This window comes from Francisella orientalis FNO12, from assembly GCF_001042525.2.
Lineage (GTDB): Bacteria > Pseudomonadota > Gammaproteobacteria > Francisellales > Francisellaceae > Francisella > Francisella orientalis.
This window is the reverse complement of the sequence record NZ_CP011921.2, coordinates 816,506-832,765: the sequence shown is the minus strand read 5'-3', so window position 1 is coordinate 832,765 and position 16,260 is coordinate 816,506. Positions and strand designations below refer to the sequence as shown.

Sequence of the window (16,260 nt, the reverse complement as noted above, 5' to 3'; positions counted from 1 at the left end):
GATATAAATTCTCAACATAAAAGGCTATAACTTCTTATGCAAGAAAAAATCACACAATTTGAGAACTTTTTAACTCAACTACAACAAAAAATCACATCTACTCTTGAGCAATCTGAGACTAGCTCGGCTAAATTCATTAGTGATAAATGGCAAAAGCCAGATACTCCTGAACAAAAACTCAAAGGCTATGGTAATTCTATGATTATAGAGGGTGGTGAAATCTTTGAAAAAGGCGTCGTTGCATTCTCTAGAGTTCACGGAGATGCTTTACCACCATCAGCTACAGTAATGAAACAAGAACTTGCTGGTAAATCATTTATTGCGACGGGTGTTTCACTAGTTATTCATCCTCGCAATCCTTTTGTGCCAACATCTCATGCTAACTTTAGAATCTTTGTTGCTGGTGCAGATACAGATAATCATATATGGTGGTTTGGTGGTGGTTTTGATTTGACTCCATATTACCCTTTTGAGGAAGATGCTATTCATTGGCACCAAACTGCAAAAAATATTTGCGATAAACATGATGCTAGCTACTATCCTAGTTTCAAAAAATGGTGTGATGAATACTTTTATCTCAAACATCGTGATGAATGTAGAGGCGTTGGAGGGTTATTTTTTGATGATTTAAATGACAAATCTTTTGATGAATGTTTCAAATTTGTGACTGATTGTGCAAATTCATACTTAGATGCTTATATACCAATAGTAGAAAAAAGAAAAAATATCGAATATTCACAAAAGCATAAAGATTTTCAACTTTACCGTCGTGGTAGATATGTCGAATTTAATCTAGTCTTCGATAGAGGTACTATATTTGGCCTTCAAAGTGGTGGACGCACAGAATCAATACTATCATCAATGCCACCTATGGCTACTTGGAAGTATAATTGGCAACCTGAGCCTGGTTCTGAAGAAGAAAAAGTATATGAATATATAAAGCCGAGAGATTGGATTAAATAGTGTTTACAACTAAAAACATATCATTTATGTAAAAATAATTATGTTACAATAAGCTCAAATTATTAGAGGTTTGTTTAGATTATGAAAATTAATTTTTGTGCGGGCCCTGCTGTTGTGCCTACATCTATAATAAAACAGTTACAACAAATGATGGTTGATTATAAAAATACAGGCGTATCTTTATTATCTATTTCACATCGTGATAAAGTTTTTGATGAAGTACATGCCTCTATTCAAAAAAATCTGAGAAGTTTACTTAACATTCCGGATAACTACCCTGTGCTTCTAATGCAAGCCGGTGCTACGGCACAATTTGCTGCTATACCTATGAATTTAGCGGATAAGTATGATAGAGCATTATATGTATGTAGTGGGCAATGGTCAGAAAAAGCTGCTCAAGAAGCTGCTAAATTTACGTCTGTAGATGCTGTGAAATATGATGATAATATTGCTCAAAGTTTCCAAGCTTACACATACGACTATATATATTACACAGATAATGAGACAGTAGATGGTTTTCAGATTAACAAACTTGCCAAATCTTGCAACACTGAGATAGTCTGCGATATGTCCTCAAGCTTTCTATCAAAGCCTATCAATATTAGTGATTACGGTTTGATATATGCTGGTGCGCAGAAAAATGCTGGTATACCTGGTTTGACTATAGTTATAGTCAAAGATTCTTTAATCAACGCCAAGGATAATATTCCAGTGGTATTTGACTATCTAGTTACCAAAAAATCAAATTCCGTTTACAACACTCCTTCTGTTATCTCATGGGTTACTTTCGAGTTGACACTAGAATATTTAATTAACAAATTTGAAAATTTGAAAAATGTAGAAACTTTTAGTAACCAAAAAGCAAATCTACTCTACTCAGCTATTGATAATTCAAAAATTTTCAAAAATGATATCAAGCTAGAATATCGTTCTAACATGAATGTCATATTCCATTTATCAAATGAGGAACTAACTGATAAATTTCTAAGTGAAGCTAGTAAAGCTGGTTTTTATGGCTTAAAAGGACATCGAAGTGTCGGTGGCTGTAGAGCTAGTCTTTATAATGCTGTTAGTCTAGAAGATGTTGAAAAATTAGTACAATTTATGCAAGGCTTTGAGAATGAACAACTCTAAGATAATAACTGTAGATGGACTAAGTGGTGTCGGTAAAGGAACATTATCAAAAAAATTAGCAAAGTACTTTGACTATAAGCTTTTGGATAGTGGCGCAATATATAGAATAGCGGCATTACACTGCTATAATGCTGGTGCTAATCTAGATAGTGAAAATGATGTTTGTAGTAAGCTTGAATCACTAGACATATCGTTTAAAGTCAAAAATGATTCTATAATAGTCCTTCTAAATAATGCTAATGTGACTAAAGCTATCCGTACCGAACAAACTGGTATGCTAGCATCAAAAACTTCTGCATATCCAAAAGTACGCCAAATGTTACATGATAAAATGCTCTCTTTTGCAACTGACGCTGGACTTGTAGCAGATGGTAGAGATATGGGTACAGTTGTTTTCCCTGATGCTAAATACAAATTCTTCTTAGATGCTAGCTCAGAAGTTAGAGCCCAAAGAAGATATGATGAGTTACTAACAAAAGGTGAAAACCCTGATTTTGCTAAAATCAAAAATGATATCGAGCAAAGAGATTTACAAGACAGAAATAGAAAAGTAGCTCCTTTGAAGCCTGCTGCTGATGCTATTTTAGTTGATACCAGCAACCTATCTATCGAAGAAGTTTTCCAAAAAGTTTTAAATCATATTAACAATCTTTAATTTCGCCACACCAACAACATAAAATATCACAACCATTAGCTCCTGAAACAACGGAGTGTTGTGAGTTAATAGGATTGATAAAAAAATCACCCTTGCTGAACTCTCCACTTTCATCACACATAGAACCCTCTATAACATATACCCATTCAACATCTGGATGACTATGTTGGCTTAATTTTGCATTTGGCTCTAATCTAATAAAATCTATTTGAAAGTTTCTTGAATCATCTTTAGCTAATAACTTTTTAGAAATTCCTGGCTTAAATACTTCAAGGTTGATATCTTTTAAATTTATTTTCATTTTTCTAACTCCACTCAAGCTACACTGCTAATAATTCTACTTTATCATAGATAAAAATAACTTTATATACTTTATCATAGATAAAAATAACTTTATATACTTTATCATAGATAAAAATAACTTTATAATTACACGATTAAAAAAGATTTTAACTAATTAAATCAATGTCTGAAATTAACTCTCTAAATAAAAAGTTAAATAAAATAATTATTGAAACAAATGGTTTATCAATATTTAACTCTCTTGAATTACTAAGTTATGGGAATCTAGATGAACATGAATCGCAATGCCTTCAAGATTTCATAAAAAAACTCAAATTATTTAATAATGATGAGCTAGATATAGAAGACTTACTAAATCACCCAATTGGTATAGCATTTTATGGCTTTTTAAAGAGTTTCCCACTTAAATATCATGAAGAACATATTCACCTAACAGGCTCTCTCTCAGCAGAGTTTATTTACCCACGCCTCAAGAAACTTTTAGATGGTAAAAATGGTAATATCTATAGCCAAAAAATAGTAAATATCTATGGCGAAAATGCACTACCAATAAACTCTGTAGAAGATGTTGAAAAACTTATAGTTTTAAAAGATGGTGAAAAATTCTCAAGATATCTAGATCTTTTATATCTTGCAAAAATTATTCTCAATACAAAACAAGATCATATAGATGCTGCTTATCACATGGCTAGTGAACTATATCATAAATATAATGTTGGAAGTATTAGGCTTAAATTCACACTATCACGCTCTACAAGTGATGAAAAAGAAGCAATTTTAAATGAGGATTTAGCAACAGAAGAGGATGTAGTTCTTGGACTTTATGAAGGCTTTGAAAAATTCAAAAAAGAATATCCAGATTTTGGTTATGTGCTTTCTCCATCATTTAGAAAAGAAGCTAATTTTTTTGATGCTACAAAGTTTAAAATAAAAAAAGAAAGTTTTGAATACCAAGTAAACTGTCTAATCGATATATTAGAAAAGTATCCATTTCTACAGAATGTAATGAAAGATATAGATACTGTTGGTGATGAAAAAAATATCTACAAAAAAGCCCATTTTGAAACATTAAAACAAGGAATTAGAAAACTGCAATATTATGGTTTTAAAATTCGCTCGCACCACGGAGAGACTTTCTATACACTAAAAAAAGGCGTTCAAGCAGTTGATAATGCTCTAAATATTTGGAATATTGATACGCTAGAGCATGGCCTATCAATAGGTATCAATCCAAACTATTACTTTCAAAGATTACTACAAAAGGTTTTAAAACTTAATCAAAACTCTCAGCCCCTTGATAACAAATCTATGGAATATCGAGAGATACAAGAAATTCATTGGAATGAAAATAACTCCTCAATTAGAGATAAAATTATAAATGGAGTAAAACTAAATTCTGATGAAATTTTAGAATTTACAAAAATAAAATTCCATACAGCTATTGAAATAGAAAGATATCAACATGATGTTCTAAATAGAATTATCAGTAAAAATATTGGCGTTGTTGGTCTTCCTTCTTCTAATCTCAAATTAACTACAGCTATTCCAGACTACAAAGACCACCCTTTCAGCTGGTGGGAGAAAAAAGGTATCAAACTAGGTATCGGTACGGATAACTACATTACTTTAGATACTAACTATATTAGAGAAATGCTGATTATTTTATTTTCTGATGCACATAGTCTAAAAATTACTAAATTGCTAATGGTGGCTTGTAAAGAAAATAGACGAGCTTACATTAGTAGCCTACTATGGAAAATGAATAAGAAATAATTTAAATAAGATACTGTATTATTAGTAATAATCTACTAAATTTTATCGTTTGTAATTAATTTATAGCTAGTGCTATTCCAAGAACTATATTATTAGAGTAATTAATATTACACTCTAAGAAATGGCTTCCTACACTATATTTTCTACTTATTGTTTGTTCTACAGAGAGCTTAGCTAACTTGAGTACTTTACGATATGCCTCTAATTTTAGGTCGTAATTTTCTAAATCATGATTATGGGCAATAGATTTTTCTAATACTTCTAGCTCTTTATAAACATTTATTAACTCGTTTTGCTTTCTGACTAATCCAACACTATCCCACATTAACCGACGTATATAAGTTATTTGTTTTGTATAATCATAATTAGATTCAACTAATTTTAACTGTTGATTGTCTTCTAGATAAGTATCTTTTATATTTATTGAAATATGTTTACTCGCTGCAAGTGCATACACAATACACTCTAATAGTGAATTGCTCGCAAGCCTATTTGCTCCGTGAAGACCAGTACAAGAAACCTCACCAACCGCATAAAGTCCATCGATATTTGTTTGAGAATATTTATCTACACCAATCCCCCCACAACTATAGTGTGCTGCTGGAGATATTGGGATTCTATCATTTGTAGGATCAATATTATTATCTAATAACTTCTGATATATGTACGGAAAATTTTCTTGCCATTGACTAGAACTCAAGTGGGTAGCATTTAGATAAATATCTCTTCCAGCTTGCATATTTATGTATATTTGTCGTGCAACAATATCTCTAGGGGCTAGATCTTGTCTTTCATGGACTGACTTCATTATTCGTAAGCCCTTCTCAGTTTCTAGTACTGCTCCACTACCACGAATAGCCTCTGATATTAATACAGGATCTCCATTTCGAGCAAAAAAACACGTTGGATGAAATTGTGTAAATTCTAAATTCTCAAGCTCACAACCAATATCATAAGCCATTATCATAGAGCTTCCAGTGCCGGCAGTTGCGTTAGTTACATATTTATATAGTCCTGAAGCACCTCCCGATGCTAATATTACTTTCTTTGAAATAAACTTAGTCACATTATGATTTACGTTATGAGTATATAAACCTATACATTTATTATCTTTTTTTATTAATTCAATAACATTATGTTCGGCATATATAGTGATATTTTTTAATCTATCAAGATTTTCGTACAACTTAGTAATAACAGCTCGACCAGTATAGTCTTTGATATGCAAAATTCTTGCTAAAGAGTGTCCTCCCTCTAAATGTAAACTATATTCACCATCTGATTTTCTATCAAACTCTACGCCATGCTCTTCTAACCACGAAATTGCAGAATTAGATTCTGTCACTACTTTTGTAATACTATCAAGATTTGCAATCTTACCACTAGCTATATATGTATCGTTTACATGTGATTGTATAGTATCTTCTTGAGAAACTATTGCTGCGATTCCACCTTGAGCATACGAGCTTGCGCTATGGCTTAATTTTTGATCAAAAATCAAAGCCACATTTAATCCATGCTCAGCTAACTCAATAGTAGCTACTATACCAGCTAATCCTCCGCCAACTACAACTACATTATGCTTTTTAGTAATCATTGTTATAATTGAACCTGCATAGATAAATCTATCGCTGTAATATGTTTAGTAATTGCTCCTACAGATATAAAATCCACACCCGTTTTAGCTATTTCGACTATAGAGTTACTATCTATATTACCTGATACTTCAAGCGCTACCTTATCTTTAGCAATTTTGACTGCTTTATTTATATCCTCAATTGAGAAATTATCTAGCATAATGATATTAGCACAAGCTTGAATCGCTTGATTTAGCTCTTCAAGATTAGTCACCTCAACTTCTATGGTTTTTGTAGGTTGTAAACGAGCAGCTTTTGAAACAGCTTTTGCAATGCCGCCAGCTGAACGGATGTGATTCTCTTTTATCAAATATGCATCAAATAAACCTATGCGATGATTAAATCCTCCGCCACATTTAACAGCATATTTTTGAGCCATACGAAAGCATGGAATAGTTTTACGCGTATCAAGAAGCTTTGTCTTATAATCAGCAATCAATTTAACTAAATTATTCGTTGCCGTAGCTGTAGCGGAGAGCATCTGAATAAAATTAAGTATTGCTCTCTCTACCGTTAAAATACTCCTAGCATTACCTCTAAGCTCAAAAATCTTCGCATCAGCAGATATTTTGTCTGCATCATCATAAAACCATATTATCTGGATATTTTTATCTACTTGATTTATGACTTCATTAGCAAACTCTTTACCACATAAGACCATATCTTCACGTGTAATACAAAATGCTGTCGTATCTACATCTTCGGCAAGCTGAGCAGTAATATCACCATCTGCAATATCTTCGACTAAAGATGCTGCTACTAATTTTTTAATAACATTCTCTGGAACACTAGTAATCTGATTAGTATTTAACATTATTTCAGACATAACACTTCCTTAGAAATTTATCATTCTTTTTAGAGGAATAAGAGCTTTTTGGCGCACTGTTTCTTCTACAAATATCTCATTATCTTGATTAATCAAACAATCTTTTAGATTCTTAAGTTGATTTAACTTCATCCATGGACATTTTGCACAGGATTGACATGTTGCACCACGACCTGCTGTAGGTGCTGGAATAAATTGTTTATGTGGTGATAACTGTTTCATCTTATAAAACACACCTGTATCAGTTGCTATGATAAACTTATAATTATCCATCTCTTTACTTGCAGCTATTAATTGAGAAGTTGATCCTACTGTATCGGCTCTTTTTATTATCTCAGCAGGTGACTCAGGATGTACCAAAACCGCAGCATCAGGATACTCAAGCATAAGATCATCAAGCGCTTGTGCTTTAAACTCCTCATGTACTATACAGCTACCATCATATAGTAGCATATCAGCATCAGTTTGTTTTATGATCCAATCTCCTAAAAATCTATCAGGCCCCCAAAGTAGTTTTTTACCTTGTTTATGCAGATGTGAACATATTTCCAAAGCATTTGATGATGTCACCGTCCAATCAGCTAGAGCTTTAATCTCTGCAGATGTATTAACATATACAACAACTTCTCTATCAGGATTAGCTTCTATAAACTTTTTAAACTCATCATTACTACAGCTTAAATCTAGCGAGCACTCCGCCTCTAAAGTTGGCATAAGAATTTTTTTCTTAGGACTTAGGATCTTAGCAGAATCTCCCATAAATCTAACACCCGCAACCACGAGAGTATCGCATTCACTTTCAAGCCCAAACTTTGCCATAGCAAGCGAATCTCCGACAAAACCATCAGTTTTTTCTGCTAATTCTTGTATTTCTGAATCAACATAATAATGTGCTACTAAGCAAGCATTATGCTGTTTCAATAACTCTTGTATTTCATGCATATATTGTTGCTTTTCAGTATCTTTTATTTTCAAACTAGATAATTCTTGTCTAGCTTGTGATATTTTGTCTTTTATAAGTTTTTGATTTAACATCCAAATGTCTCCTTAGTTATTAGCTTTGGATATTTATCTTCGAAATATTTACATAGTTGCTCTAATGATTGACTAAAATCATCATTTACGAGTTGATAATCATATTCATCTGCATGAGAGATTTCAGACTCAGCCTGACTCATTCGATAGTCTATAATCTCTTTAGAATCTGTATTTCTAGCTTCTAAACGCTTTCTCAACTCATCCATAGATGGAGGTAAAATAAATATACTCTTTGCCTTGCCTTGATATATAGATCTTGTTTGTTGGGCACCTTGCCAATCAATCTCAAGAATTATATTTTTGCCTTGCGCAAGTAATTTATCTATTTCAGATTTAGATGTACCATAGTAATTTTTGAAAACTTTTGCATATTCGATAAAACCATTAGCATCTAACATCTTTTCAAACTCTATAATTGAAACAAAATGATACTCTTTACCATTAGTTTCTCCTACTCGAGGATCTCTAGTTGTATGTGATGTTACAACAGCAAAATTTTCTTTGCCAATTTCAGTTTCTAAAAAAGCTTTTAATAGGGAGCTTTTACCGGCACCAGAAGGCGCAGAAACTATAAAAATATAGTTACTCATTTATAGAGAAAATTATTGTATAGATAGTTCGATGAATTATACAACTTTAGAGAGGTAAATAGAATAATACACAAGAAATTATTTATTTGAGAATATAAGAAGTTAATATTATTGAGCTGTAAGATTTAATTTTTTGCCCGCAACCCAAACATTTCTCAGATGACTTATAACCTTTGGAGATAAGTTAGCTGGTAAATCTACTAATGTATGATCTTTTTGGATAGATATATTACAGATATGCTTACTATCAATATTTCCTTCATTAGCTATAGCACCGACTATATTTCTTGGCTGAACATCGTTATCACGACCAACTTCAAGCTTATATGTAGTCAAATCAATATTTACAGCTCTACGAGGTTTTCTATCAGACCTATCTGATCTCTCAAATTTATCAGATCTATCAGAACGACTATTTCTATCATTACGATCGCCTCTATGCTCAAATCTATCATTTCTGCGTCCATCTCTAGAGTTGCCTCTTAAATTTCTATCTCTTTGAGGTCTATCATCTCTAGCTTGTATTTCTCTCGGGAAGAATGATTTCTTACCTTGAGCTAATAATGTAAGTACAGCTAAAAGTTCTTCTGAGTCTGAGTCTAACTCTAGCTCATCACGTATACTTGTAATAATCTCTTTATAATTATCTAGAGATTTATTTTTATCTAATGCCGAAGCTACTCGAGTTTTGAAATGATCTATTCTGCTTTGTGCTAAATCTTTTGCACTTGGCATAAATACTTCTTGCATTGGAGAGCCTGTAAATCTCTCTAAAATACGCAGAAATCTCATTTCTTTCAAAGGAACTAGAGAAATTGAAGTACCCTCACGTCCAGCCCTACCTGTACGACCGATTCTATGTACATACGTATCAGAATCATTAGGCATATCATAGTTAATTACATGACTAATACGCTCAAGATCTATACCTCTAGCAACAACATCTGTAGCTACTAAAACATCAGATTTAGCGCTTCTAAATTGGTCAACTATATATTCACGTTGAGATTGTTGCATATCTCCATTAATAGCCGCTACTCTATAACCAAGGGCTTTTAGATTATCAGCTACTTCAATAGTGCTTGTCTTAGTTTTAACAAAGATAATAACACCATCAGTTTCTTCAACTTCAAGCAATCTATCTAACGCATCTATCTTTCTAAAACCTTTAATCACTATGAACTTTTGTGTCACAGTATTTGCAGTTTTTGTTTTTGCTTTTACTTGTATCTTACAAGGATTTCTTAGATATTCTTGAATAATATCTGCTATATCAGTAGGAATAGTCGCTGAGAAAAGTAATCTTTGACACTCATCTGATACATGACTTAGAACATATCTAACGTCATCAATAAAGCCCATTCTCAGCATCTCATCAGCTTCATCTAATACTAATGCTCTTAGATTATCCAGCTGTAATGTACCTTTTTCGATATGATCCATTACACGACCAGTCGTACCAACTACAACTTTTATACCTTGCTTAAGTGCTCTTATTTGAGAACCATATTCTTGACCACCATAGATACATACAACATTTAGGTTCGGTATATTTTTAGCAAAAGCTTCAAATTGCTCTGCTACTTGTATAGCTAACTCTCTTGTCGGAGCTAGTACCAGAACTTGTGGAGCTCTATCTCTAGATTCTAAATCCATATTGTTTATTAAAGGTAATGCGAAAGCCGCTGTTTTACCTGTACCCGTTTGCGCTTGACCAAGCACATCTCTACCCGATAAGATATATGGAATAGCATACTGTTGAATTGGTGTTGGATTTTCATATCCTAATTTTATAACAGTATCTATAATATCTTGGTTCAGCCCAAGCTGACTAAAATCTTTTTTAGTTTCAGAATTCATTTTTATCCGTAAATTTTTATATGAGAAATTTATTTAATAATTTGAAAATTATGAGAAATTTAAAATTATCCGCGAGATGTAATTTCTAATAAATGATAACCAAATTGAGTTTGAACAGGACCATGAACTTTGTGAAGTTCATCGTTGAATACAACTTTATCGAACTCAGGAACCATCTGACCTTGTGAGAAAGTACCTAAATCACCGCCTCTAGCTCCAGATGGACATAGAGAATGTTTTTTAGCTGCTTCTTCAAAAGTTATTTTACCTTCAGATATATCTTTTTTAATTTGTTGACACTCAGACTCTGATTGTACTAATAAATGTCTAGCTGAAGCTTTCATAATTATAGTTCCTTATCTTTTTGATTTAACTATCAGTAATTACAAAGCTAAGAATACATTATTTGATAAAAATATACAACTTTATTAAAAAGCACTAGTGTCCTAAATCACGTAGTTTTTTACCTGAAGTAAGATTATCTTCAATCTTCTCTAAGCTAGTACCTTTTGTTTCAGGGACAAACATTTTTAAGAAGAATATAGAAGCTAAACAGAAGGCAGCATAAACCAAGAAAATAATAACATCACCAAATGCTACTTTAGTCATAATAACATTTGAATTAGCAATCACAACTCCTGCAAACGTCCAGTTAACAACAGTTGTAACAGTCATGCCTATTTCTCTAGTTTTAATAGGGAAAATCTCAGAACAAAGAGTCCATGAAACAGGCCCCCATGAGCAGGCAAAACCAAAAATATATACCAAACAAGATATAAGTAATACATACTTAATAAAATCAGCTGGATCTTGAGTATGTTTAATGAAATAGAAACAAACTGCAGAAACTATTAGTGATGACATCATTACAACAGCACCAACAGTTAAAAGTTTTTTTCTACCCCATTTTTCAACCCATTTGATAGCCGGGAATGTAGATAAGAAATTAACTAAATATACTGCTAATGCCGCTACTAATATATTAAGTCCAACATCTGATAGAAAATGTGGTGCATAATAAATCATCATATTAATACCAACTAACTGCTGGAACATTTGAATGATTACACCAACAATCAGTATTTTCCAAAAGTATTTCTTAGCTAAACTTTCTACTACAGAGCCATAATCTGTATTAAGAACTTTTTTAGTTTCTGCTATTTCAGCATCAATCTCATGAGCAGCTCTTAGTTTAGTCAGAACTTTATGAGCTTCTTGGTCTCTACTTTTGGATAATAGCCATCTTGGACTTTTTGGTAAAAAGAAACATCCAACAAACATCAAAAATGCAAAAACAGTAATAACACTAAACATCATAGATAATGAAATTTTTTCATGACCTAACCACATTACGATAATTATGTTAGTCAGAGAAATCAATAATATACCAAAAGTAATCATTAACTGGAATAATGTTGAGATCGAACCTCTTATCTTTGTAGGGGCAGTTTCAGCAAGATATAATGGCGTTGCAAAAGATGCTAAACCAACACCAAAACCAAGTAGAAATCTACAAAATGTTAGTATGTTTATTGGAGGCAAAAATGATGAAACCAAAGCGCCAACAAGAAAAGCAAATCCTGCAATCATTAGCGTGTTTTTTCTACCAAAAAATTTAGTAAAAAAACCACTACAAATAGTACCTAATATGCCTCCAGTTGCTAATATAGCATTAAAGCTACCAGCAGCCTTTGCATCCAAACCATAAAGTCTGTTAAGAGTATCACCCGCATTACCGATAAAACCCTGGTCTAAACCAAATAGCAAACCTCCCAATGCAGCTATTGTTGCTATTAGATAGACTATCTTTTTATATTCCTGATGAGCATCCATATTTCAACCTCTCTAGTTACTCAATAATTTATAAAATTAACTACCAATCTTAGCTAGACGCTTGCCAACTCTTAGATTATTTTCAATTTCTTCCAATGAAACATCTTTTGTCTCTGGTACAAAAAACTTCACAAATAGTAAGCAAACTATACAAGATATAGCAAATCCAAAAATAAACAATAAACAAAAAATTAAAGCAGTCCATTGTAGTGTTTGAGATAAAACCATTGGTTGACCATATGCAAAGTGCGCTTTAAATATAAACCCTACTACTAGGCATGATGTAATAAGTAGACTTAAACCAAAGTATAAAATAGGCTTACGTCCAAACTTATCGACATACTTAATCGCTAAGAACGTAGTCAACATATTAAGCAAACCAATTACTATTGTAGATGTTGAAGGGTTAGTAAATCCTGCTAACTTAAAAATATCAGTTGAGTAATACATAAAAGCATTCATCCCTGTAAATTGTTGAAATGCTTGTAGAGCAATACCTAGCAATACTACTTTTATAAAAAACTTTTGCTTTAGTAGAGAAAAAATACTAATACCTGTATCAGTTGTTTGTCTAATTTCTTCATGCTCTTCTAGAGCTCTAGCTTCACTTGATCTTATCTTCTTCAGAACTAATGCAGCTTCTTCATTATTACCTTTTAATACTAACCATCTAGGGCTTCTTGGTAACGTCAAGCACCCAAAAAAAATTATCACAGATGGAACTGCTAATACCGTTAATATTATTCTCCATGAACCAGTACTTTCTAATGCAGAGTTTGTCAAGAAAACCAAAAATAAACCAATAGTAATCATTAACAGATACAAAGCTATAAGTGCTCTCCTAAACTCTTTAGGTACTATCTCAGATAGATATAATGGAGCTATAAATGAAGCTATACCTACTGCTATACCTAAAATAAATCTTGATGAAATAAATACTTCATAATTAGGTGCTAAAATACACACTATTGTAAATATAGAAAATATAGCTGCTGTAATTAACAAAACTTTTCTACGACCATAATACTTTGATAAAAAGCCACTACACAACGCTCCACATGCAGCACCCAATAATAACACACTAGATACATGTCCACTTTCAGTCACACTTAAATCAAATGTTTGGGATATGAAATGTAATGAACCATTTACATAGCCAATATCCATACCAAAAAGTAAACCAGCAAGTGCTGCTATTATAGCCACACGAATGACTACAAAATTTATTTTTTTCATTCTGCATACAAACTTCCTACATTAATTTTTACTAAATATTCCAATTACTCATGATATACTATACTCAAAATACAAAACAACATTTTTTTAATTATAAATGAAGATTTCAGCTACAATCTCACAACTAAAATCCTCCCATCGTCGTAAAAGTATTTTGACTAACGAATGGGTATTAGTATCACCTCACAGATTAAATAGACCTTGGCAAGGTCAATCAGAAGAAACACAAAAAAATACATTACCTGAGTATGATGATAAGTGCTATCTTTGTCCAACTAATACTCGAGCAAATGGAGAAATAAATCCTGACTTCAAAGAAACTTTTGTATTTGAAAATGATTTCTCAGCACTTTCTAAAGAAAAAATAGACCCTAAACTTGAGATAAATGATGATTTATTCCAATTAAGTGGTGCTACAGGTATTGCTAAGGTTGTTTGTTTTTCTGCTAAACATAATCTGACAATGGCGTCAATGCAAGAAGAAGATATAACTAAAGTTGTAGATTTATGGGCAACTGAAGTCAATGAACTCAGCAAAAAATATCAGTGGGTACAAGTTTTTGAAAATAAAGGTTCAATTATGGGTTGCTCAAATCCTCATCCTCATGGACAAATTTGGGCTTGTGATTTCTTACCTACAGAAGCTCAAAAAGAGTATAAGCCGCAACAACAATATTTTGAGAAAAACAAATCTAGTATGCTAATAGATTATGCAAATAGAGAAATAAAGGAAAAAGATCGAATTGCTTATCAAAATGATGACTGGTTAATTGTTGTACCATTTTGGGCAACATGGCCATATGAGACATTGTTGTTGCCAAAATTCAAATGTGCTCATATTAATCATCTGGATAATTTGCAAAGAAAATCACTTGCTAATGCTCTAAAAGTACTATTAGTAAAATATGACAAGCTGTTTGATACTTCCTTCCCATATTCGATGGGTTGCATGGTTCAATAAATGCTACAGAGTCTGATTACTGGCAGCTTCATGCACATTTCTATCCGCCATTATTGCGTTCAGCAACAGTTAAAAAATTTATGGTTGGCTTTGAAATGCTTGGAGAATCACAAAGGGATATCGCTCCAGAGCTAGCAGCACAAGTTTTAAGAGAGCTATAATTATGATGGACTGTATCAAAGATAATTTAATCAATCATTTCGTTAAACTTTATGGTAAAAACCCTCAAGTTTTTTTCTCTCCTGCCAAAGTAAATTTAATTGGAGAACATACTGATTACAATAATGGTTATGTAATGCCATTTGCTATCAACAAAGGTACTTTTATATCTATCTCAACAAGAAGTGATGATACTGTAAACGTCTATAGTGAAAATCTTGATGAATCAACTTCTTTTAATATCAGTGAAGTACAGCAAGAAGTATCAAATACATGGCAAAATTATATAAAAGGCGTTATAAATATAATTAAACTAGATTTTTATAATGATATAAAAGGAGCAGATATTTATATTTTTAGTGATTTACCTTTTGGGGCAGGTCTTTCATCATCTGCTTCGTTAAATACTGCGTTAGCTTATGCTTATAATGAGATTTATGAACTAAACATTTCTAAACTTGAGCTTGCAAAAATTACTCAAAAAGTTGAGCATGAATATATTGGTACAAAGTGTGGAATTATGGATCAGATGGCTTGTTTATTTTCAAAACAAAATGCTGCAACAATGATTGATTGTAATGATAATCATTGTGACAACATACCTTTTGAGCTTGATAACCTATCGGTGCTAATTTGTGATACAAATATTAAACATAATCTAGCAGACTCTGCTTATAATAACCGCCGTCAAGTTTGTGAAGATATCGCTAAATTTAATAATATAAAATCCCTGCGTGAGCTAAATATAGAAAAATTAGAGCATACTAAAGCTAATTTTAACAACAAAGACTATAAACTGGCATTACATGTTTACACAGAAAATCAAAGAGTAGTAAATGCTACTAATGCAATGATAAGTAAAGATTGGGCTAATTTAGGTAAACTAATGTATCAATCTCACAACTCTTTAAAAAATGATTATAAAGTTAGTTGTAATGAACTTGATTACTTAGTCGAGCTATCTCAAAGTTTTGCTGGAGTTTATGGAGCTAGAATGACGGGTGGCGGTTTTGGAGGCTCAACCATACACCTCCTGCCGACTAACCTTTTGAAGGATTACATAGAATACTTAGAAAAAAACTATTCTAAAAAGTTTAATATAAAGCCAACTTTTTATATTTCAAAAGCTTGTAAAGGTACACATACAATTTCTTAATAAAGATCTCTAACATTATTTAGAACCTATAAATAATTATACTAAGATGCTATTCTTTTAAAGAGAAAATACATCTTACCATACTATAAATAATGCTACAAAAACTCTGGCTACTAACAATTTGTATCCTTTTAGC

General features: G+C 32.2%; 14 protein-coding genes and 1 pseudogene. 6 read left to right on the top strand and 9 right to left on the bottom strand.

All coding sequences use genetic code 11. The annotated features are described in order from the left end of the window. Positions 1-36 precede the first annotated feature (36 nt). From hemF to cmk, 3 genes are all read left to right on the top strand, one after another. A complete protein-coding gene (gene hemF, locus FNO12_RS04345) occupies positions 37-963 on the top strand; it encodes an oxygen-dependent coproporphyrinogen oxidase (RefSeq protein WP_014715370.1) in 927 nt (308 codons plus the stop codon). 81 nt (positions 964-1,044) lie between these two features. After that, positions 1,045-2,097, top strand: a complete 1,053-nt coding sequence (gene serC / locus FNO12_RS04340) for a 3-phosphoserine/phosphohydroxythreonine transaminase (protein ID WP_014715369.1) — start codon at positions 1,045-1,047, stop codon at positions 2,095-2,097. Then, the gene (cmk, locus tag FNO12_RS04335; protein WP_014715368.1) at positions 2,084-2,752 is read left to right on the top strand and encodes a (d)CMP kinase; all 669 of its coding nucleotides are present in this window, start codon (positions 2,084-2,086) and stop codon (positions 2,750-2,752) included. The genes serC and cmk overlap by 14 nt, the downstream gene beginning before the upstream one ends. Here cmk and FNO12_RS04330 read toward each other — a convergent pair. Continuing rightward, positions 2,739-3,053: a cupin domain-containing protein gene (locus FNO12_RS04330; RefSeq protein WP_014715367.1), complete on the bottom strand. Its 315-nt coding sequence runs from the start codon at positions 3,051-3,053 to the stop codon at positions 2,739-2,741. The genes cmk and FNO12_RS04330 overlap by 14 nt on opposite strands. Positions 3,054-3,217: 164 nt before the next feature. Between FNO12_RS04330 and FNO12_RS04325 the strand changes: the two genes are divergently transcribed. Further along, a complete protein-coding gene (locus FNO12_RS04325; RefSeq protein WP_030005580.1) occupies positions 3,218-4,828 on the top strand; it encodes an amidohydrolase family protein in 1,611 nt (536 codons plus the stop codon). 55 nt (positions 4,829-4,883) lie between these two features. On the opposite strand, the gene nadB is transcribed toward FNO12_RS04325, so the two are convergent. From nadB to FNO12_RS04285, 8 genes are all read right to left on the bottom strand, one after another. Beyond that, on the bottom strand, positions 4,884-6,425 hold the full coding sequence (nadB, locus tag FNO12_RS04320; RefSeq protein WP_014715366.1) for an L-aspartate oxidase: 1,542 nt from the start codon (positions 6,423-6,425) through the stop codon (positions 4,884-4,886). 2 nt (positions 6,426-6,427) lie between these two features. After that, entirely contained in the window at positions 6,428-7,291 is an 864-nt protein-coding gene (nadC, locus tag FNO12_RS04315; RefSeq protein WP_014715365.1) for a carboxylating nicotinate-nucleotide diphosphorylase, read from the bottom strand. 9 nt (positions 7,292-7,300) lie between these two features. Then, a complete protein-coding gene (nadA, locus tag FNO12_RS04310) occupies positions 7,301-8,326 on the bottom strand; it encodes a quinolinate synthase NadA (RefSeq protein WP_014715364.1) in 1,026 nt (341 codons plus the stop codon). Beyond that, positions 8,320-8,919, bottom strand: a complete 600-nt coding sequence (gene gmk, locus FNO12_RS04305) for a guanylate kinase (protein WP_014715363.1) — start codon at positions 8,917-8,919, stop codon at positions 8,320-8,322. The genes nadA and gmk overlap by 7 nt, the downstream gene beginning before the upstream one ends. 108 nt (positions 8,920-9,027) lie before the next feature. Then, a complete protein-coding gene (locus FNO12_RS04300; protein WP_014715362.1) occupies positions 9,028-10,779 on the bottom strand; it encodes a DEAD/DEAH box helicase in 1,752 nt (583 codons plus the stop codon). Between the two features lie 65 nt (positions 10,780-10,844). Beyond that, positions 10,845-11,123 carry a peptidylprolyl isomerase gene (locus FNO12_RS04295; protein ID WP_004287850.1) on the bottom strand — a complete coding sequence of 93 codons (279 nt, stop codon included), beginning with the start codon at positions 11,121-11,123 and terminating at the stop codon, positions 10,845-10,847. 94 nt (positions 11,124-11,217) lie between these two features. Continuing rightward, entirely contained in the window at positions 11,218-12,612 is a 1,395-nt protein-coding gene (locus tag FNO12_RS04290) for a sugar porter family MFS transporter (RefSeq protein ID WP_030005579.1), read from the bottom strand. A 36-nt stretch (positions 12,613-12,648) separates the two neighbouring features. Then, positions 12,649-13,848, bottom strand: a complete 1,200-nt coding sequence (locus tag FNO12_RS04285; RefSeq protein ID WP_014715361.1) for a sugar porter family MFS transporter — start codon at positions 13,846-13,848, stop codon at positions 12,649-12,651. A gap of 97 nt (positions 13,849-13,945) precedes the next feature. On the opposite strand from FNO12_RS04285, the pseudogene FNO12_RS04280 reads away from it, so the two are divergent. Both FNO12_RS04280 and galK read left to right on the top strand, forming a co-directional pair. Further along, positions 13,946-14,970 (top strand): annotated as a pseudogene (locus FNO12_RS04280) (UDP-glucose--hexose-1-phosphate uridylyltransferase). Positions 14,971-14,972: 2 nt separating this feature from the next. Continuing rightward, the gene (gene galK, locus FNO12_RS04275) at positions 14,973-16,124 is read left to right on the top strand and encodes a galactokinase (protein ID WP_030005578.1); all 1,152 of its coding nucleotides are present in this window, start codon (positions 14,973-14,975) and stop codon (positions 16,122-16,124) included. The last annotated feature ends 136 nt before the right edge of the window (positions 16,125-16,260 follow it).